We start from the raw sequence: 24,086 nt of genomic DNA on the forward strand, positions 1-24,086 counted from the left end.
GGCAGGATCGACCCGATCGATCTACGCTACCAGCAGGCGCGCGCTGCCCTGGTCGGGACGCTTGTCACCGCGATGCCCACGTGGAAGAAACCGATAGGGTAGCGCTTGAAGCGCTGTCGCTTCGGCTTGTCCCCCCTCAATGTCCGGCAGACGGGATATGCCATGACGCTGCAGGCAGCGGTGCAACGCTGAGCGTGTCAGATGCGGCATCGACGGCTGCAACGCATAGAGGCAATCGTCGAGCGGCAGGAGTGTGTGGCGCGGGAATGCGACGACCGCTGCCTCCTCGGCTTCGGTCAAGGTCGTGGAGTGAGGGGCCTTCGGCCCGGTCTTCAAATCCTCGACCGCCACTTCGCCACGGTCTTCGGGCTGATCCCAAGCTCCCGGCTCAGCGTCGAGAGCGAAGCTTGCGATCGCTGTATTGCTGCTCGGACGGCGTGCGTGGTCGTGGCGCTCCCGTGACGTACTTGTCCCATATAGCTTCCTTCCATTCCAACGAAAGGATCGCACCATCAAACCGTGGGATCAAACACCTAAACAGGCCGGGGCGGCTGGCCTCCACGTCTGGTACGATACCGCCGCCATTGAGGGGGGGGGGACAGCTTGCGGCAAAAGATTGATGCTGGGCTTGCTGGCTCGTACTTTGGTGTAGCAGTTCTCTCACCTGATTTCTTCGCGAAATCTTGGCCAAACTACGAGCTGGACGGACTACTGGAGAAGGCGACCAGCGGTACCGGCCGCCTACTACCGATTTGGCACAAGTTGACCAAGGATGAGGTGGTGCAACGATCGCCATCGCTGGCGGGAAGTATGGCGCTCAACACTAGCCTTATGTCGACCGCCGAGATTGTTGCAGAATTGGTGAAGATGCGCGATCGATATAAGTCAAACGTCGACACCGTCGCATCGCCGGGGGACTAAGGCTGCGGGGTCAGAGTTTCTAAATCGTCGATAATGCGACGTTCGTCACCGGTGCATAAACGATGAACGAGCGTCCGCTTGTGGGGAGCGAACAAGTGCCCGGCAATGTCGGCTTGTGGGTCAGGGGCGATGGATAGAAGCGGCTATAGCGCGCCGGCCTTCGCAATAGCTGCGCTATAGCGCATGATCAGGCGATTGCACTTCGCGATATCGAAGTCGAGCTCAGGGTCGTTTAAAGCATCGTCGAATGCCTTTAGAAAATATTCTCGGGTACGCGGGCTTTCGGACTTACCAAACTCCGCGATCAGTGCGTCCGAGCGCGCCTTGCCGATCCTCTTACGGCACGCGCCGGCCACCATCATCATGTCGCCGCGGGACTGGATCGCCGGTGTCTGCCAACTCGCCAGCCCCCCAGCTTCCAGCATGCTGTCCGCCATGTCGGTCATAGCGCGACCAAGATCGAAACCGGACGGCGCGATGATAACCTGCGAGAAGATCGGGTCACGCGTCGCATCCAGACACGTCCGCCCATAACCGCGTAGTATCGAGCCGACTTGACGAAGCTGCGCGTCGGTCTTCGCGTTGGCCGACGCGGTCTCAAGGTCTACCTTTAGAACGTTTGATTGCCGCTGAATCGACGCTAGCTTCAGCCGCTCGATCGCCGCCGGAGCGGCTGACCACTTTGACGTCTCTAACTTAAACGCACCCTCGACTTTGTTGGGCAAAGCGGGATCAACTGTCATCCCGAGGCTGCCGCAAATCGGCGCCGTCACTACGAACCGCGACACTTCGTCGATCCGGTCCTGCTGGGTCTGACTTTGCGCGAATGCCGGCGTGGGCGCAGCAATAACCGCGAGTATTGCGATGCGGATCCTCAGTTTCATTCGATCGCTCAGCCCCCCTTCGATACCAGCGTCGACCGGCACACTCCAGTCAGACCCACGCGGCCTGAAGCGACGCCGAAAGTCACAGCGAGACGTGAGCCAATGTTTGAAGTCGGGCGGGAGATAGCCTTACGATCGGCCGGTTCTGGGTCCAGCGCCCCTCCCAATCGGGCGGCAGCTCTCGACCAGACCCAGCCGTTCGCACCTTAGCCGATTTATGTCCGGTCCCGCCGGAAGTTGCCCGTCGGCGCTCATCGGAGCGGGTCGTTAGGCATGGCGCCAAAGTTCGTCGTCCAGCGTGGAGCGCACTGGGCCAGAAGCGGAAAGTTCAGCGCAACAGACCGGGAAGATCATACAGCAGCTTCAAAGCGTCGGACCCACCCACGTCTCTGAACAAGTGGAGGATTTTGACTAGGGCGGCACGGCGCGTGTCGTCCTTAAAGATCGAACGATGACGGGCGCCGCCAAGCTCTCGTGATGATGGCCTTCGCGCGCGACCGAACTGGTCGGCAGCGCGTGCAGCGCGTCGAAAACGTCGGGGGAATGGCCCACGATCAGGAATTCATAGAGTTCGACCAAGTGAGGGTGCGTCGACGGTTCATGCGACGCGGCCAGCAGCGCCAACATGGGGCGGAGGTCGTCGGGAAACCGCCGCATGGTATCGGCGAAACTAACACCCACGGCCGCTTCGCGATTGTCGTCATGTGCGCCCGAGCCGAAATAAAGCTAGTTCATCAGATGTGCGATGATCATTGAAAGTGCCTAGACTAAACACCTAGGTTGATTTTCCTTTGAAGGCTCGATCCGTAGTCGCTTGGTCGACAAGGTATTTATATGTACCTAATTTTTTTGGGCGCGATATTGCGGGTATAGCTTTACTTGTAGGTCATCTTGGTTCAGCTCTCCCTTGTCGTTCTAAATGCTGTTGTGGGGGAGCGTCGCATGCGAGTACTTCGAACAATTGGCGTTGGCTTCGTTTCGCTATTTATCTGTTTGTCCAGTGTTTCCGCAGCGTATGTGGACCTGGTATGTCGCGCGGTCGCCATCGCCGGCATGGGACCCCGCATCGAAAATATTCATCAGATGCTGGGTGAGAACGTAACGGACGTGAGTAAGATAAAGATCTACATCTCCCGCGATGGAGACCGCCTGTTCGCGCAGTCAAATTACCTGTCCGCTAAAAGTGACAAACCCGGCGAACGTTGGGAATATCCGACGAAGATTTTAGTACCCGTGGGTCACATGAAGGATCTCAGTGCGCTGCTGATGAATATCGTTTTCGATAGCCAGCCGAATTTTAAGCAGCGGGCCAAGCTCAACGCCGCCATGTCGAAAGTCGAATTCTACGTTGATCCTGCCGCGTTGGACATCCACGGCCGAGCGCCGATCGACCTGACTGAAGCGCACATTTTGCGTCTTGCCACCGACACGCAAACGCTTGCGTCTCGCGACCTCAAATTGGAGATTTTGAATGAGCCTCCGCCGGCCCTCATCGAGACACTGGACGGTTGCTGCCTCAAAGGACGCCCGCCAGGAGAGCGGCTCACAATCTTAAACCGTCTCGACGCTTATAAGATCAGCAAAAACAAGACGAAGCTACTCAACATGGTGATCGACTCGACCACCCGCGACACGATCGCCGATTCTGAGGCGCTGTCAGCTATGGCGGTTGAGCATAAGGCAAATTCGGCTAAGGAATGGGACGCGGCGCTGGGCAACGCGCTTGCTCAGGCGAAGGGGCAGACGCTGATCGCGCTCACGCATGTGGCGCAAGGAAAGGTCGTCATCGAGGATGCGAAAGGGGTGGCGCAATATTCGATCCCACTGGACGAATTTCATGCGCGTGCCCGCCTCGCTGATGTTCAACTAATCTTGATCGGCTGCGAAACCATTAAATCCGCGAAGGCATCTTTGATCCCTGTCGCGATCGTGGGAAAATACAATACGGCCGATGCGGCGCGTCGGCTCGCAACGGCGATGGAGACAGCGACCACCGCCAAGAGCCTCCTTTCCGCAATGGCGCACGAGAAGCTCGAGATCGTCGTCCAGAAAGGCAATTGGGACAAAGGCGCTATCGGTGCGGGCGTGTTCAAGCGCCTTCCCGACCGCTTGGTACGCGTTTTCGACTTTGGATGATGGGGGTGCGCCATGGGTAACACAGCAGGGCTGCCCCGCATCAACGAGGTGGCCGCCTATCTAAACAAATTCGCACCTACGACCGCGGGCGAACTGAAAGCGAAGGGAGAGACTTACTCCGCACTGCTCACGCCGGGCGTGATCGGAGGCGAAGAAACGGCGCAGGCGCCGAATGCTGAACGCGAAGGCCTGAAAGCGCGCGCGCAGGTGACCGTCGCGGCGCTCGACCACGCGGTTCACCAGTGCGGGCCGACGGCCACGGCGGTCCTTGCGCGTCTTCACAAAGCCCGCAGCCTGCAGTTTGCGGCGGCCGCGCTAAGCACGATCACGGCGTCAGGCGTGATCGCCAGCGCCTTCGTCAGCGCTACAACGACGATCATCGCTGGCGTTATCACTCTCGCCGCGAGCGTCGTGGGCCTATTCTCGGACATCGTCGTGCTTGGCGGTCAGGGGCAGTACGACAAGCTCCGCGACGCCGCCCAAACGCTGATCAAGGACGAGGGAATCGCTGCTGTCAGTCGCTCGACCTTGGCCGCGATCGCCCAGACCGATTTTAACCCGGACGATCTAAAGGACCTGCTCCAGCAAGGTAACGGGCTGTTCGCTGAAATTCTTCAGGCGCTTTCGGACGCTCGGCTATGAAAGTCGTTGCCCCAATCCTGCTTCTATTTGCCCTGAGCGGCCTAACGAGTTGCTCCCGCGTCCCAGAAAACAGAGAGGCGAATAAAATTATAGTCAATGACGATACAATGACCGACAATATCGACGCCGTCGCCGACGCGCTCGATTTGCACGAACAAGAGCCGGGTGCCGTCAACGCTGAAATGATAGGCGAATAGCCGTAGCCGAATGACGCAGGTCGGTAGGATGCTGAATCGATCGCGTTTCCTGGCTCGTCAAGTCAGACGACATACGCCGCGAACGATTTTGTGCAGCGCGAGGCAGGCTAATGTATAAGTTTCATGAGACGTCTGTGTTCGACCGGCAGCAGTCGACCAGAGCCCGTCGTTGAAATCAGCCAAGGCCATCGTCTGCTTTTGACAAAAGCTGCCGATGGTACGCGAGCGAGGTAGGCTGACCGATCGCCAATTTCCTGTGGCGAACATCCGCATTTCACCGCACAAGCGCTAGATGTTCCGCGCAAGTCTCTCCGGTCAAATCAGGCAGACCAAGCTGCACAAATGGAAGCCTCTCCTTCCCGTGTTTGAGGCGGTGATGAACGCCGTCCAGTCGATCCAGGATCGGGGTGTAGAAGGCTCGATCATCGTCAACATCGTCGAGGCTCCCTCACTCAAGATCGACGACGTCGAACGCATCGACCGTTTCGTTATCTATGACGACGGCGTGGGGTTCACCGACGAGAACATGGACTCGTTCAACACTGCGTATTCCGAATACAAGTTCACGAAGGGCGGGAAGGGAGTCGGGCGCTTCCTTTGGCTGAAGGCGTTCGAGAAGGTCGAAATCGACAGCGTCTTCGAGTCAGAGGGCGAAGGTCGGCTCCGGCGCAAGTTCGTCTTTGACACCACATACGACCCCGATCAGGTCGAGGCAGAGCCAGCAAGCGATGCGAAGGTCGCGACCACCATCGAGCTGTCGGGATTCCAGGAACCCTACAGGAGCGAGCTGACGCTCGACCTCGATCACATCGCGCTGCGCATGAGCGAGCATTTCATCCTAATGCTGATGCAGCCGCGTTGCCCGCAGATAGAATTGCGCTCAGGAAAGCAGCGGCTGTCGCTAAACACCTTCTTCGAGGAAGGCTTTAGCCAGCATGCCACGCGCTCGACGTTCAACATCAAGGAGCAGGACTTCACCGTCCATGGTTTCAGGCTCACCCTGCCACGCACCGCTCGGCATCGGCTGATATACTGCGCCGACGAACGCGCCGTGCTGTCGGAGAACCTAGACGACCTTGTTCCCAATCTTTCGGGGCGCCTGACGGACGGCAACGGCGACACGTTCGTCTATCTCGCCGTAGTCACTGGCGGCTTCCTGAACGAGCACGTTAACCAGGAGCGTACCGCCTTCGACATCGACGACGACACCGACGCCGAGGCTTCACAGGGCACTATGCTTGTGCCGAATCTAAAGCGGGCGGAAATTCGGAACGCCTGTATCGACTTCGTGCGCAACGATTTGTCGGAAGTGCTCGCCGACATTAATTCGAGCAAGCTGGAGCGCATCCGCAGCTACGTCGCCACCGACGCACCGCACTATCGTGTCCTGCTCAAGCGCGCCGACGAGTTCATCGACCGCATTCCGCCGAGCGGGACCAAGAACGATCTGGAACTGGCGCTGCATCGCGAACTCCACCAGCGAGAGGTCGAGCTGAAGAAGGAGGGCAGCCGGATCATCGTCGAGGCGGCCAAGCTCGACGACTATGAGGGCTACCGGGAGCGTTTGTCGCATTTCCTCGAAAACAACAACGAACTTGGCGTCGCGGCGCTTGCCCAGTATGTCGCGCACCGCAAGATCATCCTCGAGCTTTTCGAGAAGGCGCTGATTTCAAACAGCGACGGTCGGTATCCGTTGGAAAAGATCCTCCACCAGATCATCTTCCCGATGAGGTCGAGCACCGACGATACGCTCTATTCGCAGCAGAACCTCTGGTTGCTGGACGAGCGTCTGAATTCATATGGTGTCATTCACTCCGACCGCCAACTGCGTTCGATCAACGGGCTTGAATCCGATTCAGCGCTGCGTCCCGACTTGATCGCCTTCGACCAAGAATATCTGCTCGGCGACGGCCCGCAGCCTCTGAACAGCCTGACCGTCGTCGAGTTCAAGCGGCCGATGCGCGACGACTACACCGACGAGATTAATCCGCTGAACCAAGTGTTCGCGGTGATCGACAAAGTGCGCTCCGGCACGAAGCTAGACGCGAGTGGACGTCCAATCGCGATCGCCAGCCCGAACATTCCGACCACCTGCTACGTGGTCTGCGACCTTACTCCAAAGCTCAAACAGGTGCTGAAGGAGCGAGATGCAACAATGCTCCCGGACGGTCAGGGCTTCTACGGCTACAGTCGGAACTACAACGCCTATTACGAGGTGCTCGACTACGGGAAAGTGCTACGCGACGCGCAGCGACGGAACGGAGCCTTGTTCGATAAGCTCAAGCTTATCTGACAGGGGGGCGCGTCGAACAATCACTGAAAGTCGGCTCCTGACGAGACGCGCCGTTCGGCACGCACTTACGAACGACAGCTTTGTCCCAAACCAAGCTGTTCCGATCGGCGCTCTTGCGACATGAACGAGCGGCCGAAGTTGAGAAGCCGAAGAGAGCCCGCGAGCGTCCGGGAATGGGTCACTCCAGCCCGCGGTTGTGAGAGGCGCGAAGGAGGCTGGCCGCTTTTACAGGTCGCGCTCCGAAAGTGGTACGACTGAAAAGCCAGCGGACCTAACTCGCGTCATGCCAGTTCCCGTCTCGTCACTGTCCGGAGAGCAAATCCATGCGCCTGATCGCAATCGAAGAACACATCCTCCCGCAGGAGGTGCGCGACGGATGGAGCGCTGCGCCGCTGCCGCTTGATCCGGTGTCGGCCTTTGCGGATGGCGGGGACAACGGAGCCCGCCTTGCCGATCTCGGCACGGGCCGCCTCGCGCTGATGGACGAGCAAGGCGTCGACGTGCAGGTCCTGTCACTCACTACGCCCGGGCTCCATAATCTGGCTCCCGGCGTCGCGGTCGAATTCGCGTACCGGGTAAACGACCGGATCGCCGAGACCTGCGCCCGCCATCCTGATCGCTTCCAGGGGTTCGCGGCGCTGCCGACGCCAGATTCCGAGGCCGCGCCGCGCGAACTCGAGCGCGCTGTCCGTGACCTTGGCCTGAAGGGCGCGTTGCTGTGCGGTCGGACGCGCGACCGGCACCTCGATCATTCCTCCTTTCGCCCGATGCTGGCTATTACCGTCGTCACCAATGAAAAGGGTCATGTCGTGACGGTCATCCCGGGGCGACAGCGATGAGCGTTGCGGGCGCTGCAATCCTGTCGGAAATGGAGTTCGCCCTACGCCGTTTCATCCCCGATGAGGCAGCCGTCACGACCGAACTGCTGCTGCTGCGCCTGAGGGACGCCCTGGAGCCGGGCGACGAGCAATGGTTCGATCAATTCGACAGCCATGTCATGACGCTCGACGGCGCCAGTACCTATCAGCCGCAAGGCAACACGGAGCGATTTGCTTTCGACCACGCGCTGCAAGCTGCGTTGCTCGCGCTGCATGAGCTTGTTCGCCGGCGGCGCGAGGGTGAGGTGACGAAGCCGCCTTCGAATACCGACGAAGGCAATCGTACCGACGTTGCCGGGCGGGGGCCGTCCGAACGCGACCGGCTCCTCCACGCTGTGCAGGACACCCTGTTCATACTTACCCGGACGGCTCGTGCACCCGCCCGTTTACTCAACGACGTCGAGGATCGTTCGGACTGGAAGGATCTGGTTCTATGGTTCGTCGAGGCGCTAATCGGGGAAGGTCTCGCGACGATCGAGGGTGGAGATCGCACGTCGACATCCCACCTCAAGCATCTTCGCGACCATCCATACGATAGGGGTGGCGATGATCAGGCGTGGGAAACGCTGCTCGTGTCGCTCACCGGACTCGGTGTCCTGTTTACAACCGAGATGGGGATCGTCACTCTGGGCCAGCCGCTCAGCACCTCATTTACCGCGAAAGCGGAGGGGTGGGGTATCGGTGAGTGGACGGCGCCGGCGCACCATGTCGATGCCGCGCCGTCCCACGGCACGTCGTCGGACGTTTCGGCTGCGATTGCGGATGGGCGGTGGACCATCAACACCCGAGTGCTTCTCGATGACGGCGGACAGTTGGTAGTCTTTCTGTCGGACAATGCGAACGACCCGACGGTATCGGCGATTGTCGGACGCGAGGTATTCCGCTTCGACGTACGTGGCGCGCCTATGTGGCAGATCGCAGCTGAGGCCGGGACGACCGATTCCAGAACGCATCCTTTCGATCACGCGACCGTGACCAGCGAGCCTTTCGTCAGCGTGTTCGAGGCGGACGGAAACTATTACGCCAGCCGATGGAACGGCGACACATTCATGATTGATATGTCTAGCGGAAAGGCATCGTACTCGGGTTGGGCTCGGACGTGATGACGGTCGCGGTATATCTGGTGTGACATTATAATCCGGCTTCTTGCGCGCTGATCGCGGCCGCGTCTCAAGAATACCTAAGCGACGTTGCCGCAACTGGCGATTGTCGACCCTTAGTCGCGACAGATGCGACCAAATTGGACATTGGCACGCTAAATTTCGGCGCGAACCAGATAGCGCATGCCATCTTCTTGATGATACGGAACAGACCACGCCGCCTTAATCAACGGCCGCAGGAGCCATTGGCCCGGCGCGACTTCTCATCCCCCCCCTCCCATCCGGTAAAAGCCGCAGGATTGCGGCCCCTTTGCTGTCACGCCGTATCTGAACGAACGGCTGGTTTCGGGAGACGCTTCAGTCGCTTCGAACGTCCACTTGTGGGTCGTTTCGATATATGAGCCGAGACCGCCGATAACGGCGGACCGGAATATGATACCAATTGATATGATATTCTGGTCTGCCGTTGAGTGCGCCGGACACGGGCGAATGCAATGTAAACGAACGTTCGCTTGCGGGAGGCCGCATCAATCCCACGAACGGCTGACTATGCGTCAGCGCCGGCGTCACGCTGGCGGCAGTAGTCGACCAACTCAAGCCGTTCCGGTGTAAGCCCAGAAATGTCGGCTTACTTCAGGAGCGGTCATCGTAGAGCCAAACAGCGGTTCAGCAGGTTGCGGCTCGCGGGCCGGCATGACCTAGTACTAGGCGTTCAAATCGCAGAGCTTATTGAGGACTATGAGGGCAGACTTGGAAGTTGACATACGTAGCCCCGTGAGAGCACTCCGGGCACGAAGCCTGCTAGCACCCATGACCGAAGCACAGGTGCGGTTGCTCTATTCTTTAAGGCGGTAGGCGATTGATATATGAAACCACCATTCTCTCTTCTGGATAACCATTCCGCCAATGACGGACGCAGCCCAACCCCCATTGTTCTCGTTTATCATGAGGCCAAGCTTCCAACTTAGCAGCCCGGACCGGCTGCTAAGCGAGGATGAGTATGAACGCATTGCGCTGACAATTGAAGATTTTCGCTATGTGACACGGGAGATGACCGAGGAACTCGACCACGTTCCGGCGGAAATCAGGGCCCGGGGCACGATCCTGCGCCGCCTGCTCTCCGAGCGCGACCTGTTCAACGTGGGGCAGATCATGCCACCGCCCTCGGGCTTGCGCGTGCGAGCCCGAATGCTGGACTTTGACCCGAACCATCCCAGCCTAATTTTGAGCTGTGGGAACTATCCTTGGGCTGACGATCGGCTTGACGGCGTCTCGTCAGAATTTTCGATCAAAGGCGTCGCCCCGATTCAAGGCGCTCCTTGGATATATCGGGATGACGCCGACGTCTCGCTGTCCGAATACCTTGAGGGCGTTTCCTTCGCGATCCTCGGCATACCGGTGCGCCGCCGCGAGATCATTAAATATATTGGCGACAAAAAATCCGCACATGTCTCCGGCAAACGTAAGCATATCGCAGAGCAAGCCATCGATCGTGTCTGGTCCCAGCTCTATATCACCATCAGGCGTGACGATGGCCAAAGCGTCCGGCTCAATCAGGTCTATCTTGAAGTTCTGGCTATTATCGACGCTCTCTCGGCGAGCCTATCGATCGAGAGCTACATCGGCAATCTCGAGCGCTGGATAGGAACGGCGCAGATCGTGTTTCCCAATGCCAAGATCACCCATGACATTCAGCTCCCGATGAAGCCTCGGTAAAATGGTGAGGAGCAGCAGCCGACCAGGGCCGGTCGTTCAGATCGTTCACCGCAAGCGCCTGCTCCTGGCGGAAGCTGCCAATGGAGAGCGATTTGGCCTTCAATACCCTTGTTTGGACCACCTCTGCCCCGCTCGTCCATGTTATTGGATATAAATGATCGACCTGCGTGACAGCATCGCCACCATCCGAGCACAACTCGAAGAAGGTTCCCCGCGCAACCTGACCTATGCTGCGCTGGAGTGCCGGCTCGCCTTGGAGCGGATCTGTTATGAACGGCTGCGCGCCATGCATGACTATATCTCTCACGACGAGATCCGCTGGCAACCGGCTCGCGTGATCAAGATACTTACCGAGGGTGTCGACCCCCATGTGGCGGACACCTACACTTTATCGATGAGCCGCCATCCATTGCCTAATGGCCTCGAGCCGACACGGGAAGACTACGAGGCGCAGGAATATATCGAGATCGGCACCCATGTCGGCTTCAAGGCGAATTACGTCCAGAAGCTCTGGAACGCCCTCTCCAACGTGGCGCTGCATGCCAACTTGCCGGTCAACAAGGCGGATCATGTCAAGCCATATGGGAACGCCACCAAAATCAGAAGGCAGGTCGAAGTGGCGCTAGCCGAGATCGAGCGCATCGCAACCGGCACGATGATCTCCACGGGGCTTGGTAAAGAGGTCAAGTTCGGGTGCCCGTGCGGCGCGACCAACAAGCGCCGGATGCGATGCCTTCCTGAGGGCAAGATCGTCAGCTGCATTAATCCGGAATGCGCCGAGACATGGGATGTCGAAATCAGCGACGGCGAATATGAGTTCGCCAGACGGGGGCACTCCCTGGAATGCCTGTGCGGAACGACGCACTTTGTGACCTCCGCCTCGATCGAGAAAATCGCCAGGCACGAGTGGGGCACCATTCCTTGCGACTGTGGCGGCAAGTTGCTGCTCTGTTGGTCCCTGAACTATGCGAAAATGCCACCCGGGTCCGAAGGGGCTGCGCCGGGCGAAGCCGCGGACGGGTAAGGGCCGCGCGGAGTATATGACAGCTTCCAAGCACCCCACCCCCCAGGGCAGATTGAATGGCCGATCTTAGAGCGCTAACCGACTGGCAGGTAATGGCATAATCCGGCGTTCGGTAGCGCCACCGCGAATGGCGGCTTCGTCCCAGTTTTCGCCATTCCCGCGGCGCGGCAGGTCGGTCGCGAACCGATGAATGAATATCGGAAGTTGGGAACGCGGAAAAGCGCCGGGAACGGCGACTTATGCGTCAGAGCAGTTGATCGAACCGGACTTCCAGCATCGGTGATCATGCGGCGACAAAACTGGTGGTCGCTCGGTTCCAGCCCTCAAGCTTGGGATGGTAGAGGCGGGAAGTCACGGGCTCGCGAACAACCAATCGGAAGCCGGAAGGCATGTCCCGGCTTTATCGGCTACCAAGTTGTCCGGCCGCGCGGACACGATTGCGGATTGTGCCAATCCGTTGTAGCAATGCCCTGTGCAGGCGGTTCCTGCATGCCAGCAAAATCAGTCACTTACGGCGCGCTGTCGCCAGGCTGGGAACCCTGCCGCCCCGGCCAATCGTCAGTCAAGGGCTTGATCGCACTGGCCAACCCGGCCCAGCCGCTGCGGTGTGTACAGCCGACTTTGCCGGTGGCGTATCCTGGGAGATCGTCACGGGCTTATTATCTGACAGCGCAGCGTAGATTCTTTGGGGCCGGCCGATGTTGGCAGCCAACTGTCGTGCCGAGGAAAAAGTGGTCTGCGAGCGCACGCCAATGGGCTGTTGCCCGGCGCTCGGGCTCGCTATCGTCATTGGCGATGTGCTCCACTCCATCACCCGCCACTGATCGTCGTGTCGTCGAGCGATCCGCCGTCGATTCGGCCACCTTCGCCAGCGAGATCGTCACGGGTTTCCAGCCGGTCGTGCTGCGCGGGCAGGTGCGTCACTGGCAGGCGGTCGCGGCGGGGCGTGGCGGCGACCGGGTGATGGCGGAATATCTCGCCGCGTTCGAGCCCGCGACCAGTGGCAAGCCGCTCGACGTGATGATCGCGCCGCCCGAGGTCGAGGGCCGCTTCTTCTACGCCGACGATACGCTGACGCGCTTCAACTTCCACCGCCAGCCGGTCCCGATCGGCGCGCTGGTGGCCGAGCTGCTGCGGTTCGCCGAGACCGACGCGGAACGGCCGCACACGCTGTACGCCAACGCGGCGACGGCCCCCGAGCACCTCCCCGGCTGGGAAGACGCCAACCCGCTCGATCTCGGTATCGATGCCCCCGCGCGGCTGTGGATCGGCAATGCGACGCGGATCGCGACGCATTACGACACGTCGATCAACATCGCGTGCGTGGTCGCCGGGCGTCGTCGCTTCACGCTGTTCCCGCCCGAGCAATTGCCCAATCTGTATGTCGGGCCGCTCGATCATACGATGGCCGGACCGCCGTCGAGCATGGTCGATCCCGATGCGCCCGATCTCACGCGCTACCCGCTGTTCGCCGAGGCGTTGGTGCAGGCGCAGGTCGCCGAACTCGAACCCGGCGACGCGATCTTCATTCCGCCGACCTGGTGGCATCATGTCCGCGCGTTCGGTCGGCTCAACGTGCTGGTCAATTATTGGTGGGAGCACCGCTCGGGCGCCGCGTTCCTGGCGCTGGTCCATGCGATCGGCGCGGTGCGCGATCTGCCGGTCGCGGAAAGACAGACGTGGCGCAGCTGGTACGACCACCTCGTCTTCGCCCCCCAGGCCGCCCAGGCCGCCGATCACCTCCCGCTTCCCGCGCGCGGCATTCTCGGACCGGACAGCATCGAGCGGACCGGCAGGATCCGTCAGTTCCTGATCACCATGCTGCAACGGTCCTGATACGACGCCGGCGCATCACCGTTCGAAGCTCTGTCGCAACGTCGCCCGCATCCGCTCAAACCCGTCCCGGTCCGCCGCGCCGAGCACGCCGCGGACGTGCGGCGGCAGGTGCGCGGCGGGTTCGCCCTCGGGCTGGAACACGAGGTGATCGAACATCGTCCGCCACACGCGACGCTGATCCTCGGGCAGGGTACGCAGCGAAAACAGCGCGAGCAGCAGCGCGTCATACGGGCTCGCCATGTCCTGCGGCGCCGGATCCCACCAATAATTGCAGAGCATGTTGACCGGCGCGAGCGATGCCACCGCGTGCCACCAGTGGAACGGAATATAGAGCGCGTCGCCGGGCTCGAGAACCGCTTCCCAGGCGTGGTCCATCGCCTCGGCGAACCGCGGGTATCGCGCCAGATCGGGGGCATCGGGATCGACCATGCTGACCGGCGTGCCGGCCGGCGTCAGTTCGTAAGGGCCCATGTACAGGTTCGCGACCTGATCGGGCGGAAACAGCGTGAAGCGGCGGCGACCGGCGATGACGACCGCGATGTTCTCCATCAGATCGTAATGCGTCGCCACCCGGATCGCATTGCCGAGCCAGAGCCGCGGCGTGATCTGCGCATCGACCAGGTCGATGCCCTGTTCGTCGACGAAGCCGGGGAGCAGATCGCGGGCGGGGATCGACTGCACCGCCATCGCGTACGGATGCGCCACCGCGCGATCGCGCAACAGCCGGTCGAGGAACGGATCAAGCGGCGAGCGTCCGCGCGCGAAGTTGAGCGCGGTCATGTCGGGCTGGTAGAAAAAGCGGCCTTCGATCTCGGGCGGACCGACGATCGCACCGACCGGCTCGGGATGGCTGAAGCGCTTGAGATAGTCGACCAGCGCCTCGTCGGAGGTTCGGGCGGCACGCACCGCCGGCCAATCGGCGGCCAGCCCACGCAGGACAACGGGGTGCACAGCGGGGCGAATCTCGGCGTCGAACCGTGCGCGATCGATGCCGTGCAGTTCGACGATCGGGGCAGGGGTGGCGAGGCGCGTCACGCGTCGGTCGCGACCGCGGTTCGCGCCGGAACCGCGTGCGGGCGATCCCGCCTCACAACGGCGATCTCCCGCCGCCGACATCGAACGGCGACTCCGCAGTAAAGGCGAACAACGGAATATCCTCGGTCGCCTTGGGAGCGGCCGGCGCAGGGTCAGCGTGCGCGGCGAGCGGCGATAGCGCGGTGCGCCGCAGGAAGTCGCCATGCGTCGGCAGGCGCTGCGCGGTATCGAGATAGCCGCGCCGCATCTGATCGAGCGCCATCGCCACCTTCTGCTCGTCGAGCGCATCGGCGGCGGGTTCCCATCCTTGCGGATGGATCCCCTGGCCGAGACAGACCGCGACCCAGCTCGGGTTGCTGAACAGGTCGTAGCCTTCGCGGAACAGCCGCCCCTTGCCGGCGAACAGGTCGATCTTGCGTTGCAGGCTTTCGGGGACCTCCATCGTCCGCACCTGGTTCCAGAACGGCGAATCGTCGCGGCGCGTCGCCTTGTAATGGAGGATGATGAAGTCGCGGATGTCCTCGTACAGATCGTGCATCTGCCGGTTGAATTCGTCCCGTTCGCCGGGGTCGAAGCGCGTGTCGGGGAACAGCGCGATCAAGCGCTGGATCCCCGCCTGGACGAGATGGATGCTGGTCGATTCGAGCGGCTCGATGAACCCGCTCGACAGACCGAGCGCCACCACGTTGCGGTTCCAGCAGTCGCGGCGGCGACCGGCGGTGAAGCGAACCCGCCGCGGGTCGGCGAGCGGCTCTCCCTCAAGGCTCGCGAGCAACTGTGCCTCGGCCTCGTCGTCGCCAAGATATTCGCTGCAATAGACCAGGCCGTTACCCATCCGGTGCTGCAACGGGATGCGCCATTGCCAGCCTGCGCGATGCGCGGTCGACCGCGTGAAGGGATCGGGTTCGCGCGGGTTCGGCAGCGTGCAGGGGATCGCCACCGCGCGGTCGCAGGGCAGCCATTGCGCATAGCTCTCGTAGCCGGTGTGCAGCGTTTCTTCGATCAGCAGCCCCCGGAACCCCGAGCAATCGATGAACAGGTCGCCCTCGATCCGGCGTCCGTCCTCGAGCGTCACCGCCGCGACGTAGCCGTCGTGGGGACGCTGGTTGACCTCGGCGATCTTGCCTTCGATCCGGACGATGCCCGCGCGCTCGGCATAGTCGCGGAGATATTTTGCGTAGAGCGAGGCATCGAAATGGAACGCGTAGAACAGCTCGCGGACCGGTGATCGCGCGTCTCCGGTCGCCCGCCCGAACTTGCCGTGCGCGGCGGCCATCGCGCTCATCGACCAGTTCGAAATGCTGTCGGTCGGCCGCCGCGCCTGTTCGCGCAGCCAGAGCTGATGGAAATGGACGCCTTGCAGGTCGTGGCCGTAATTGCCGAACGGGTGGAAATACCGTTCGCCGACCGCGCCCCAGTCGACGAATTCGATCCCGAGCTTGAACGTGCCCGAGGTCGCGGCGAGGAACGCATTCTCGTCGAGCCCGAGCATCTGGTTGAAATTGATCAGCGGCGGGATCGTCGCCTCGCCCACCCCGACCGTCCCGATCTCCTCGGATTCGACCAGCGTGATCTCGGTATAACCATTGTTGAGGAACCGGGCGAAGGCCGCGGCGGCCATCCAGCCGGCGGTGCCGCCGCCGACGATGACGACGCGTCGGATCGAATGGTCGTTCATGGCAGGAGCTGTCTCGTCTGGGCCGCACGATAGGCGGCAGGGCTGGGAACATGCGGCAGGGCCGCAGAAATCCGTGCGGTCAGGCGCGCCATCGCCGCGTGGGCGGTGGCGGGCGGCACCGTGGTGATGACAAGGCGGTCGTCGAACGCGCGGATATTGGGCAGCGCTTCGGCCTCGACGAGTCGTCCCGAACACTGGTGTGGCGGCACACGTGATAGCGCTGCCGCGGCGATCCATCCGGCGAGGCCGCCGCCGACGATGGCCACCCGTATCTTTGGCTCTGCCACGACCGGCACCGACACTCTCCCCCTGCGCCTTATGTTTGCGCTCGCGACCAAAGCTCCCTCATTCGAACTGCTGCGTCAACCGTCCTCTGATTGTTGCGGGGGCGTTGCCGGATTGTCACGTTTCCAAACATTTAAGGTTTGATTTCCTTCTAATGTTACCGCAAACATTATGGGCACGCCGGGGCATTAGACACTCGGGGGCAACAGGGAATCAGGCGCGATCACAGCGTCGTATTTAGGAGGGGTCACGATGCGCCGTATTGCGCCGTCCAATAATGCCGTCCGTCATATCGTACGATTTTTACAGAGCACGTCGGCGACGACGTTGTGTGTCGCGCTGGCTGGCGTCGCCCAAGCGCAGGCCGGTCCCGATGCCCAGCAGGTCGCAGCGCCCGCCGCCAACCAGACGTCGCCGACCGGTGCGAAAACCGGCCCGGGCACCGCAGGGTCGGCCAGCCCCGCAACCGCCGCGAGCGACCCGTCCAGCGCCGATCCGCAGAGCGCCACCACCGCGCCCGCCACGACCGCCGACGCTGCCGATGCGCCGGGCGAGATCGTCGTCACGGGCATCCGGCAGAGCCTCGCCAACGCGCAGAACATCAAGCGTAATTCCGATACCGTCGTCGACGCGATCACCGCGACGGATATCGGCGCGTTGCCCGACCGATCGGTGACCGAGGCGCTGCAGCGCGTCCCCGGCGTGTCGATCAGCCGCTTCGCCGGCGCCAACGATCCGGACCATTTCTCGGTCGAGGGATCGGGCGTCGTGATCCGCGGCCTCAACTTCGTCCGGTCGGAGTTCAACGGGCGCGACGCCTTCGCCGCGGGCATCGGCGGCCAGGCGTTGAATTTCAGCGACGTTCCGGCCGAGCTGCTCGGATCGGTCGAAGTCTACAAGAACGTCACCGCCGCTTCGATTGAGGGTGGTCTGGCCGGCACGGTCAATCTCAACACGCGCAAGCCGTTCGACAATCCCGGCTTTCATATCGGTGCCGATGCCGAGGCGAACTATGGCGATTTCGCGAAGAAGTGGACGCCGACCGGATCGATACTCGTCAGCGATACATGGGATACGCCGATCGGCAGGTTCGGCCTGCTCGGCGACGTGTCCTATTCGCGGATTCGCAGCCGCGCGGATGGTGTCCAGATCACCAACTTCCAGGCGCGCGACAACAGCCAGGTGCCGTATCAGAACGGCAACGGCGTGCTGGTCTGCCGCAATCCGCTGCCGAGCAACGCCGACACCACGACGCTGCCCGCCGCCGGCGCACCCTGCAACGCCGCCTCGACCCCCGGGGCGGATGGCTTTGCCGATCTGTCGGCGGGGCAATATGCCCCGCTCGGCGGCCAGTATCGGACGCAGGATTTCGATCGCAAGCGCGACGGCGTCGCCTTGGCCGCGCAGTTCGAGTCGAGCGATCGCAATTTCCTGCTGACCGGGCAGTATATCCGCTCGCACACCACCAATGCGACCAACGAGCATACGTTCGAAGCCGCCCCCGATCTGTCAGAGTACAGCACCTTCCCGAAGGGCTGTCAGCAGAACAGCAACGGGCCGCTCTACAACAACAACGGCACGACGCGGGCGGAATGCCCGGTCGGCGGCTTCACCAACTACACCTACGACGCGAACGGGCTGTTCGAGAGCGGCTATATCACCACCCCCGGCACCGGATTTCGCACCAACCGCAGCGGCACGCCGTCGACCACCTCGATCCCGACCGGCGGCGCACCGATTTCGCTGTCGCGCGGCCAGACCTATGAGCGCAACCTTATCAACGATTATGGTCTGAATGCGGAAATCCACCCGACCGAACGGCTGTCGATCGCGCTGGACGCGGATTACACGCGCTCCGAACGCGACCAGCTCAGCCTGAACATCTTCGGCGAGACCTTCGCCGATCAGGAACTGGATCTCTCGGGCAGCGTGCCGAACGTCGTCTCGCACAAGCCGAGCACGCTGTCGGCCGCGTGGGCCACGCCGGCGAACGCGGTGCTCGCCGGCCAGACCGACAGCCAGTATTTCGCCGATCCCAGCACCACCTTCTGGCGCGCGGCGATGGATCACAGCGAGCACAGCGTCGGCAAGGAGTTCCAGTTCAAGGCCGATGCGACCTATGACTTCGCCGACGGTGGCTTCTTCACCAAGGCGCGGTTCGGTGCGCGCTATGCCGACCGCGATCAGACGGTGCAGTATTCGACCTACAACTGGGGTATGGTCAGCGAAGTCTGGGCCGGGTATCCGGTGACGGTCGACCAGTTCGGTGGCGACCGTGCGGATTATTACACATTCCCGAACTTCTTCCGCGGCGCGACGTCTTCGCCACCCGGCGCGTATTTCTATAATGGCGACATGATCAACGGCTACAACGACGCCGTCAACTTCATCAAGCAGGTCGAAACCACCGCGCAGACGCAGAACGGCAACACCCAGCAGCAGTGGCGGCCGCTGGCCGAACGTCCGGGCATCGTCGCCGGGACCAACTACCTGCCGAGCGAAATCCAGCGCGTCCACCAACGCGACTTCTCGGCCTATGCGATGGTATCGTTCAAGACCGAGTCCGACGCGAACGGGCTCAACTTCAGCGGCAATGTCGGCGCGCGATACGTGCGTACCGGGCTGGATTCGTTCGGCACCAGCACGATCCCGAACCAGGCGACGCTGAACATCACCAACAACTACGACACGCGCTGTGCGATCTCGACGGTGCCGGCGGGGGCGCCTCCGGGCACCAACCCGACCCGTCCGGGCGGCGTCTGCAACTTGGGTGCGGACGGTTATGCACGGTTGCAGCAGTTCGCCGGCGTCGATTCGGTCAATTTGTTCAACCAGGCCAAGACGAGCTACAATTACCTGTTGCCGAGCATGAACCTGAAGCTCGGCGTGACGCCGAAACTGCTGGCGCGCCTGTCCGGATCTAAGGTGCTTACCCGCCCCGACTCCGCGCTGATCCGCAACTATCAGCAGATCTCGATCGACGGGAACGGCAATTTCCTGAGCACGGTGGGCAACCCGTATCTGAAGCCGGCGACGGCGTATCAGTTCGATCTCACCGCCGAATGGTATTTCTCCAAGGTCGGCTCCCTGACGGTCGATGCGTTCTACAAGGACGTGAAGAACTTCTTCTACCAGTCGGTCGTCAATCTGCCGTTGCAGAACAACGGGGTCACCTTCCCGCTGCTCACCCGCGGTCCGGCGAATTACAACGGGCATGGCAAGATCAAGGGCGTCGAGGTCGCGTATCAGCAGACCTTCGATTTCCTGCCGGGCGTCCTGAGCGGCTTCGGTTTCACGGGCAATTATTCGTACATCAAGAGCTCGGGGCTGCCGAACTCGTTCCTGAACGGCGGCACGCCGGTCGGCAACGTCGCGCCGCAGACCAAGACCGGCAGCCTGCCGCTCGAAGGACTGTCCAAGCACAACGTGAATGCGACCTTGTTTTACGAAAAGGGCCCGGTCTCGGTTCGCGCAGCGTATAACTGGCGCTCCAAATACCTGCTGACTGCGGCCGACGTGATCTTTCCCTACACGTCGATCTTTCAGGATGCGGCCGGGCAGCTCGATGCGTCCGCTTTCCTCAACGTCAACAAATACATCAAGATCGGCGTCCAGGGCGTGAACCTGACCAACTCGGTGACCAAGACGCTGCAGGCGTATAGCGGCGACCCGAGCGCGCTCGCCCCGCGGTCTTATTTCGTCAACGACCGCCGCTTCTCGTTCATCCTGCGCGGCAATTTCTAGTCTGCCGGGCGGAGGGTAGCGCCAGAGAATGGACGGACCGCGGTCCGTCCATTCTCTTCCTTTTTTGGATAGCCTGTTATTCTAAAAGCAATGGAGCGGCCGTTGACTTACGAATTCGTCGAAGTCTGAAGCGATCGGCCGATGAGCGAGAAAAACGCGCGGCTCGCGTCGCTGACTGCGACATCCCATTCGGGATGCCATTGGACGGCGACGACGTCGCCACCACAGGGCCGCGCCGAAAATGCCTCGATCAGGCCGTCGTCGGTCGCGATCGCCTCGACGTTCAGCCCGGTTCCAAGCCGGTCGATGCCCTGGCGGTGCACCGACGTCACCGACATGCTCGACCGCGCCATCGCCGTTTCGAGCAGACCGCCGGTCTGCAGCGCGACATCGTGGACATGGTCGAACAGCGTTTCATACGCCGTCATGTCGCCGGTTTCGCGGTGATGGCCGACGTCCGCGCTGCGCAGCGTGCCACCGAACAGGACATTGAGTTCCTGCAAGCCACGACAGATGCCGAAGACCGGTCGGCCTGCCTCGATCATCCGCGCGGCAAGATCGAACGCGACCGCATCGCGATCGAGGTCCAGGGTATCGTCCGGCGCGTCGACACGGCCATAGCGGTCGCCAGCGACGTTCGACCGCGACCCGGTCAGCAACAGGCCATCGAGCCGAGTCGCCAGCGACCGGGCGTCCAGTGCGTCCGCAACCGCCGGCACCAGCAGCACGGTCGCGTTTGCATAGTGTACGAGCGGATCGATGAAGCGGGTGGCGACCGCCTGGATCGGACGATCGGCGACTTCGTTGCAGCACACCACGCCGATCACCGGGCGTGCGGGCTCCGCATCGCGACGGCTGGTATGACGATACGAGGGAAAGAAACGCGTCACGCGGTTCGCCCGCGCAGCGTCTCGTGCAACTGAGTGGCGGCGTCGCCTTTCAGGATCACCGCGGTTGGTTGCGCCACGACGCTGTCGGGCGGCACGTCCTCCAGCAGCCAGACATTGCCGCCGATCGTCGCGCCTCGTCCGATCGTCACCCGCCCCAGAATCGTGGCACCGGCATAGATCACGACGTCGTCCTCGACGATCGGATGGCGGGCCAGTCGCTCGCGCACCGACATGTCCGTCACGCCGAGCGGGCTGCGCGCGCCGAGCGTCACATGCTGGTAGATCTGGACCCGGTCGCCGATGATCGCGGTTTCGCCGATCACGACGCCGGTGCCGTGGTCGATGAAGACTCCGCGCCCGATCGTGGCGCCGGGATGGATGTCGATACCGGTGCGCGTGTTGGCGAGTTCGGACACGATCCGCGCGACGATCGGCGCGCCCAGATCGTGGAGCGCATGCGCGATACGGTGATGCAGCATCGCGACGATCCCTGGATAGCAGATGAGGATCTCGTCCGCGCTGCGTGCCGCCGGATCGCCGAGAAACGCGGCACGGACATCGGCGTCGACCATCTCGCGGATAGGCCCGAGTTCGGCGACGAAGAGACGGACGATCATCGCCGGCTGGCTGGGGTCGAACGCGTGCGCCGACTCCTCCTGCCAATAGGCGAGTTCGCTCGCCACCTGTCGCTGCAGGATCGTCAGGGCGCGACGAAGTGCGGCGGCGACGAAGGCATCTTCCCCAGCGCTGTCCCCCGCATAGCCACCGAGCCGACCGGGAAACAGCGCGACGACGAGATCGCCGATCGCGCGCTCGACCTCGATGCGCGACGGGAAGTGCGCGACGCTGTGACGCCCGCCATCCTCGCGTCGCCAGGCATCGCGTGCGGCGCGAAGGTCCGCGATGGCGTCGTCGAGATCGGGCACTTGCTGATGCGGCGCTGTCATCGCAGGTCCGGATAGCCGAAGCGGATCGCGGTGCGTTCCAGCGCGCGGATCGGGGCGAGCGCGTCGGCGTTTGCGGGGACGATACCCGCTAGCCCGAGCAGGGCGCGATCGTCAGCGAGGCGAGGGTCCGTCATGACCTGCTGCAAGGCGTGCTGCAGCGCCACGATCGTCTCGATGCTTGTTTCCGCCGACGTCACGAACGGCAGCGTCGGCGAGGCGGGGCTGCGCGCGACGATTCTGAGCGGGACGGTCAGATCGGGTTCGTGACGCACCAGCGTGGCGTAGGTGACGGCGTCGATCGCGGCGATATCCGCGTCCCCGGCAGCGATCGACGTGACACTGGCGCGGTGCGATCCGGTCTGCACCACGCCGGCGAAGAAGACATTCGTCTCGGCGATCGGCGCCAGCGTCGCGCGGAACAGGTTCATGCCCGTGTTCGACTGCGGATCGTTGATCGCGGCCCGGGTGTCGCGGTAGTCGACCAGCGATCTACGCCCATCGTTCGCGCGCGCCACCAGCACGCTGGCGTGCGTCGCGTCGCTATTCGTCGACCCCGGCGCGTCGTAGATCGGCAAGGCGATGACCTGCAGGGCAAGGCTATCGTCGGCGATCAGCGGATAGCCGCACGCCTGCCCGAACAGCAGGTTCGGGTCCCGCCAGAGGTCATGAACGTGGCGCGCCCGGTCGAGGGCCTCGGGCACGCCTTCGACTCCGCGTGTCCGCAGAATACGGACGATCGCGGACCAGATCCGATCGTTCGATCCCTGTTGCGCCGGATGATCGTACATCCCGAGCGAAGCGACCAGCCGCGTCATGCGGAGCGTGCCCGGTGATCGGGATGCAGCATGTCGTCATGCGATCGAAACGCGAACCGGCGCAGGACCTCGCCATAGCCACGATACACCGGCGCGCCTTGCGCCACGAACCGGTCACGGTGGCTGTGGTGATAGGACGGCAGGCGATACCAGGCGAGCCGTGGACGTTCGTGGTGGGCGGCATGGAGAGTGTTGTTGAGATACAGCAATGCGAACAGGCCGCCGCGCTCGACGATGGCGGCCCGTCCGGGGCTCGCCAGGTCGGCGCGATGCTCGGCATATGAGCGCAGCATCGTTAGCGCTGTGCCCGGATAGACGAACGCCAGGATATACGTGGCAAGGTTCAGTCCGACATGATCCAGCCACCACAACACCGCGGCCACGCCGATCAGATGCGGTGTCCAGTCGCGCGCAACGGCAGCAGGGCTGTGGATGGCACGCCGCGCCTCGGCAATGAGGAATCGGCCGATCGACAAGGCCGGGCCGAAGATCATCTGGCCGACCAGGGTCGACTGCAGCGAAGCGGCGAGGGCGCCGTGTCGGGATAGACGGTAGCGCGATTCGGGATCGTGTCGGGGATCGGTGATCACCTTGGCGGCATGATGCGCGAGATGGCTGCGGCGATACAGCCGATACGGTAGCCAGAGCGACAAGGGGGCAAAGCCGATCGCGCCGTCGACCCAGCCGATCCCGGTCGGATGGCCGTGGATCGTCTCGTGCTGCAGCGATCCCTGCCAGGCGACCAGCCATCCTCCGAGGATGACCAGCGCGGGAAGCGGAACCTGTGCGTGCAACGCGGTAAGGGCGATCCAGCCAGCGTAGATCAGCACCGCGATGGCGAGCGTGGGCCATTCTGTGACGGGCATCCTCGCGACGAGATTTCGCATATCCACCTCCTTTGCTGCTGCCAAAATCCCCTCGATCGATGGGAATTGAAAGCAAGCAAAGGTGCGCCGCTGGGATAGGTTTGCTTCGTCACGGCGATTTGAGGGCGGGCTACCCCAAAAAGTGACGTCGGAGATTCCCGACCGGGCGGTCACATTGCCCGACGTTCGGCCGGTCTCA

Annotated in this window: 19 protein-coding genes and 1 pseudogene; 10 read left to right on the top strand and 10 right to left on the bottom strand. The window is 62.3% G+C overall.

Annotation, left to right across the window (positions count from 1 at the left end; genetic code table 11):
* Window positions 1-68: 68 nt before the first annotated feature.
* Window positions 69-476 (bottom strand): annotated as a pseudogene (locus ACLBWL_RS08590) (IS481 family transposase); the annotation flags it as partial.
* A 127-nt stretch (window positions 477-603) separates the two neighbouring features.
* Between ACLBWL_RS08590 and ACLBWL_RS08595 the strand changes: the two are divergent.
* Window positions 604-921 carry a hypothetical protein gene (locus ACLBWL_RS08595; RefSeq protein ID WP_447792136.1) on the top strand — a complete coding sequence of 106 codons (318 nt, stop codon included), beginning with the start codon at window positions 604-606 and terminating at the stop codon, window positions 919-921.
* 143 nt (window positions 922-1,064) lie between these two features.
* Here ACLBWL_RS08595 and ACLBWL_RS08600 read toward each other — a convergent pair whose 3' ends face one another.
* Both ACLBWL_RS08600 and ACLBWL_RS08605 read right to left on the bottom strand, forming a co-directional pair.
* On the bottom strand, window positions 1,065-1,847 hold the full coding sequence (locus tag ACLBWL_RS08600) for a hypothetical protein (protein WP_447792138.1): 783 nt from the start codon (window positions 1,845-1,847) through the stop codon (window positions 1,065-1,067).
* Window positions 1,848-2,216: 369 nt separating this feature from the next.
* Window positions 2,217-2,432 (bottom strand): hypothetical protein, encoded by a 216-nt coding sequence (locus ACLBWL_RS08605; protein ID WP_447792140.1) that lies wholly within the window; start codon window positions 2,430-2,432, stop codon window positions 2,217-2,219.
* A gap of 315 nt (window positions 2,433-2,747) precedes the next feature.
* Here ACLBWL_RS08605 and ACLBWL_RS08610 point away from each other — a divergent pair, with 315 nt between their 5' ends.
* The 8 genes from ACLBWL_RS08610 (at window position 2,748) to ACLBWL_RS08645 (ending at window position 13,627) form a co-directional block, all read left to right on the top strand.
* A complete protein-coding gene (locus ACLBWL_RS08610) occupies window positions 2,748-3,941 on the top strand; it encodes a hypothetical protein (RefSeq protein WP_447792142.1) in 1,194 nt (397 codons plus the stop codon).
* 12 nt (window positions 3,942-3,953) lie between these two features.
* Entirely contained in the window at window positions 3,954-4,583 is a 630-nt protein-coding gene (locus ACLBWL_RS08615; protein ID WP_447792144.1) for a hypothetical protein, read from the top strand.
* Between the two features lie 489 nt (window positions 4,584-5,072).
* Window positions 5,073-7,073 carry a hypothetical protein gene (locus tag ACLBWL_RS08620; protein WP_447792146.1) on the top strand — a complete coding sequence of 667 codons (2,001 nt, stop codon included), beginning with the start codon at window positions 5,073-5,075 and terminating at the stop codon, window positions 7,071-7,073.
* A gap of 323 nt (window positions 7,074-7,396) precedes the next feature.
* Window positions 7,397-7,912 carry an amidohydrolase family protein gene (locus ACLBWL_RS08625; protein WP_447792148.1) on the top strand — a complete coding sequence of 172 codons (516 nt, stop codon included), beginning with the start codon at window positions 7,397-7,399 and terminating at the stop codon, window positions 7,910-7,912.
* On the top strand, window positions 7,909-9,054 hold the full coding sequence (locus ACLBWL_RS08630) for a hypothetical protein (protein WP_447792150.1): 1,146 nt from the start codon (window positions 7,909-7,911) through the stop codon (window positions 9,052-9,054). The genes ACLBWL_RS08625 and ACLBWL_RS08630 overlap by 4 nt, the downstream gene beginning before the upstream one ends.
* Window positions 9,055-9,957: 903 nt before the next feature.
* Window positions 9,958-10,767: a hypothetical protein gene (locus ACLBWL_RS08635; protein ID WP_447792152.1), complete on the top strand. Its 810-nt coding sequence runs from the start codon at window positions 9,958-9,960 to the stop codon at window positions 10,765-10,767.
* A gap of 154 nt (window positions 10,768-10,921) precedes the next feature.
* Window positions 10,922-11,791: a hypothetical protein gene (locus ACLBWL_RS08640; RefSeq protein WP_447792154.1), complete on the top strand. Its 870-nt coding sequence runs from the start codon at window positions 10,922-10,924 to the stop codon at window positions 11,789-11,791.
* A gap of 795 nt (window positions 11,792-12,586) precedes the next feature.
* Window positions 12,587-13,627 carry a cupin-like domain-containing protein gene (locus tag ACLBWL_RS08645; protein WP_447792156.1) on the top strand — a complete coding sequence of 347 codons (1,041 nt, stop codon included), beginning with the start codon at window positions 12,587-12,589 and terminating at the stop codon, window positions 13,625-13,627.
* A gap of 15 nt (window positions 13,628-13,642) precedes the next feature.
* Here ACLBWL_RS08645 and ACLBWL_RS08650 read toward each other — a convergent pair whose 3' ends face one another.
* Genes ACLBWL_RS08650 through ACLBWL_RS08660 form a run of 3 tightly spaced genes read right to left on the bottom strand, consistent with a single transcriptional unit; the run spans window position 13,643 to window position 16,636 of the window.
* Window positions 13,643-14,662 (bottom strand): cupin-like domain-containing protein, encoded by a 1,020-nt coding sequence (locus ACLBWL_RS08650; protein ID WP_447792157.1) that lies wholly within the window; start codon window positions 14,660-14,662, stop codon window positions 13,643-13,645.
* A 52-nt stretch (window positions 14,663-14,714) separates the two neighbouring features.
* Window positions 14,715-16,340 carry a tryptophan halogenase family protein gene (locus ACLBWL_RS08655; protein WP_447792159.1) on the bottom strand — a complete coding sequence of 542 codons (1,626 nt, stop codon included), beginning with the start codon at window positions 16,338-16,340 and terminating at the stop codon, window positions 14,715-14,717.
* Entirely contained in the window at window positions 16,337-16,636 is a 300-nt protein-coding gene (locus tag ACLBWL_RS08660) for a tryptophan 7-halogenase (protein WP_447792161.1), read from the bottom strand. Before ACLBWL_RS08660 ends, ACLBWL_RS08655 begins: the two co-directional genes overlap by 4 nt.
* 241 nt (window positions 16,637-16,877) lie before the next feature.
* Between ACLBWL_RS08660 and ACLBWL_RS08665 the strand changes: the two genes are divergently transcribed.
* Complete coding sequence (locus tag ACLBWL_RS08665) at window positions 16,878-20,369, top strand: TonB-dependent receptor (RefSeq protein WP_447792163.1); 3,492 nt, start codon at window positions 16,878-16,880, stop codon at window positions 20,367-20,369.
* Between the two features lie 107 nt (window positions 20,370-20,476).
* Here ACLBWL_RS08665 and ACLBWL_RS08670 read toward each other — a convergent pair whose 3' ends face one another.
* From ACLBWL_RS08670 to ACLBWL_RS08685, 4 genes are read right to left on the bottom strand one after another with little or no spacing between them, the layout of a single operon-like run.
* Window positions 20,477-21,259, bottom strand: coding sequence for a gamma-glutamyl-gamma-aminobutyrate hydrolase family protein (locus tag ACLBWL_RS08670; RefSeq protein ID WP_447792165.1), 783 nt, complete (start codon window positions 21,257-21,259; stop codon window positions 20,477-20,479).
* Window positions 21,256-22,206 (bottom strand): serine O-acetyltransferase EpsC, encoded by a 951-nt coding sequence (gene epsC, locus ACLBWL_RS08675; RefSeq protein ID WP_447792167.1) that lies wholly within the window; start codon window positions 22,204-22,206, stop codon window positions 21,256-21,258. Before epsC ends, ACLBWL_RS08670 begins: the two co-directional genes overlap by 4 nt.
* Window positions 22,203-23,021, bottom strand: coding sequence for a phosphate/phosphite/phosphonate ABC transporter substrate-binding protein (locus tag ACLBWL_RS08680; RefSeq protein ID WP_447792169.1), 819 nt, complete (start codon window positions 23,019-23,021; stop codon window positions 22,203-22,205). Before ACLBWL_RS08680 ends, epsC begins: the two co-directional genes overlap by 4 nt.
* Window positions 23,018-23,908 (bottom strand): fatty acid desaturase, encoded by an 891-nt coding sequence (locus ACLBWL_RS08685; RefSeq protein ID WP_447792171.1) that lies wholly within the window; start codon window positions 23,906-23,908, stop codon window positions 23,018-23,020. The genes ACLBWL_RS08680 and ACLBWL_RS08685 overlap by 4 nt, the downstream gene beginning before the upstream one ends.
* Window positions 23,909-24,086 lie beyond the last annotated feature (178 nt).

It is taken from the genome of Sphingomonas sp. M1A8_2b (assembly GCF_053345535.1).

Bases quoted from the DNA above. Each gene is read 5' to 3' on its own strand.
- ACLBWL_RS08605 (WP_447792140.1), bottom strand. From the start codon at position 2,432: ATGTTGGCGCTGCTGGCCGCGTCGCATGAACCGTCGACGCACCCTCAC.
- ACLBWL_RS08610 (WP_447792142.1), top strand. From the start codon at position 2,748: ATGCGAGTACTTCGAACAATTGGCGTTGGCTTCGTTTCGCTATTTATC.
- ACLBWL_RS08680 (WP_447792169.1), bottom strand. From the start codon at position 23,021: ATGACGCGGCTGGTCGCTTCGCTCGGGATGTACGATCATCCGGCGCAA.
- ACLBWL_RS08615 (WP_447792144.1), top strand. From the start codon at position 3,954: ATGGGTAACACAGCAGGGCTGCCCCGCATCAACGAGGTGGCCGCCTAT.
- ACLBWL_RS08645 (WP_447792156.1), top strand. From the start codon at position 12,587: ATGTGCTCCACTCCATCACCCGCCACTGATCGTCGTGTCGTCGAGCGA.
- ACLBWL_RS08665 (WP_447792163.1), top strand. From the start codon at position 16,878: ATGCGCCGTATTGCGCCGTCCAATAATGCCGTCCGTCATATCGTACGA.
- ACLBWL_RS08630 (WP_447792150.1), top strand. From the start codon at position 7,909: ATGAGCGTTGCGGGCGCTGCAATCCTGTCGGAAATGGAGTTCGCCCTA.
- ACLBWL_RS08640 (WP_447792154.1), top strand. From the start codon at position 10,922: ATGATCGACCTGCGTGACAGCATCGCCACCATCCGAGCACAACTCGAA.
- ACLBWL_RS08635 (WP_447792152.1), top strand. From the start codon at position 9,958: ATGACGGACGCAGCCCAACCCCCATTGTTCTCGTTTATCATGAGGCCA.
- ACLBWL_RS08685 (WP_447792171.1), bottom strand. From the start codon at position 23,908: ATGCGAAATCTCGTCGCGAGGATGCCCGTCACAGAATGGCCCACGCTC.
- ACLBWL_RS08620 (WP_447792146.1), top strand. From the start codon at position 5,073: ATGTTCCGCGCAAGTCTCTCCGGTCAAATCAGGCAGACCAAGCTGCAC.
- ACLBWL_RS08625 (WP_447792148.1), top strand. From the start codon at position 7,397: ATGCGCCTGATCGCAATCGAAGAACACATCCTCCCGCAGGAGGTGCGC.
- epsC (WP_447792167.1), bottom strand. From the start codon at position 22,206: ATGACAGCGCCGCATCAGCAAGTGCCCGATCTCGACGACGCCATCGCG.
- ACLBWL_RS08655 (WP_447792159.1), bottom strand. From the start codon at position 16,340: ATGAACGACCATTCGATCCGACGCGTCGTCATCGTCGGCGGCGGCACC.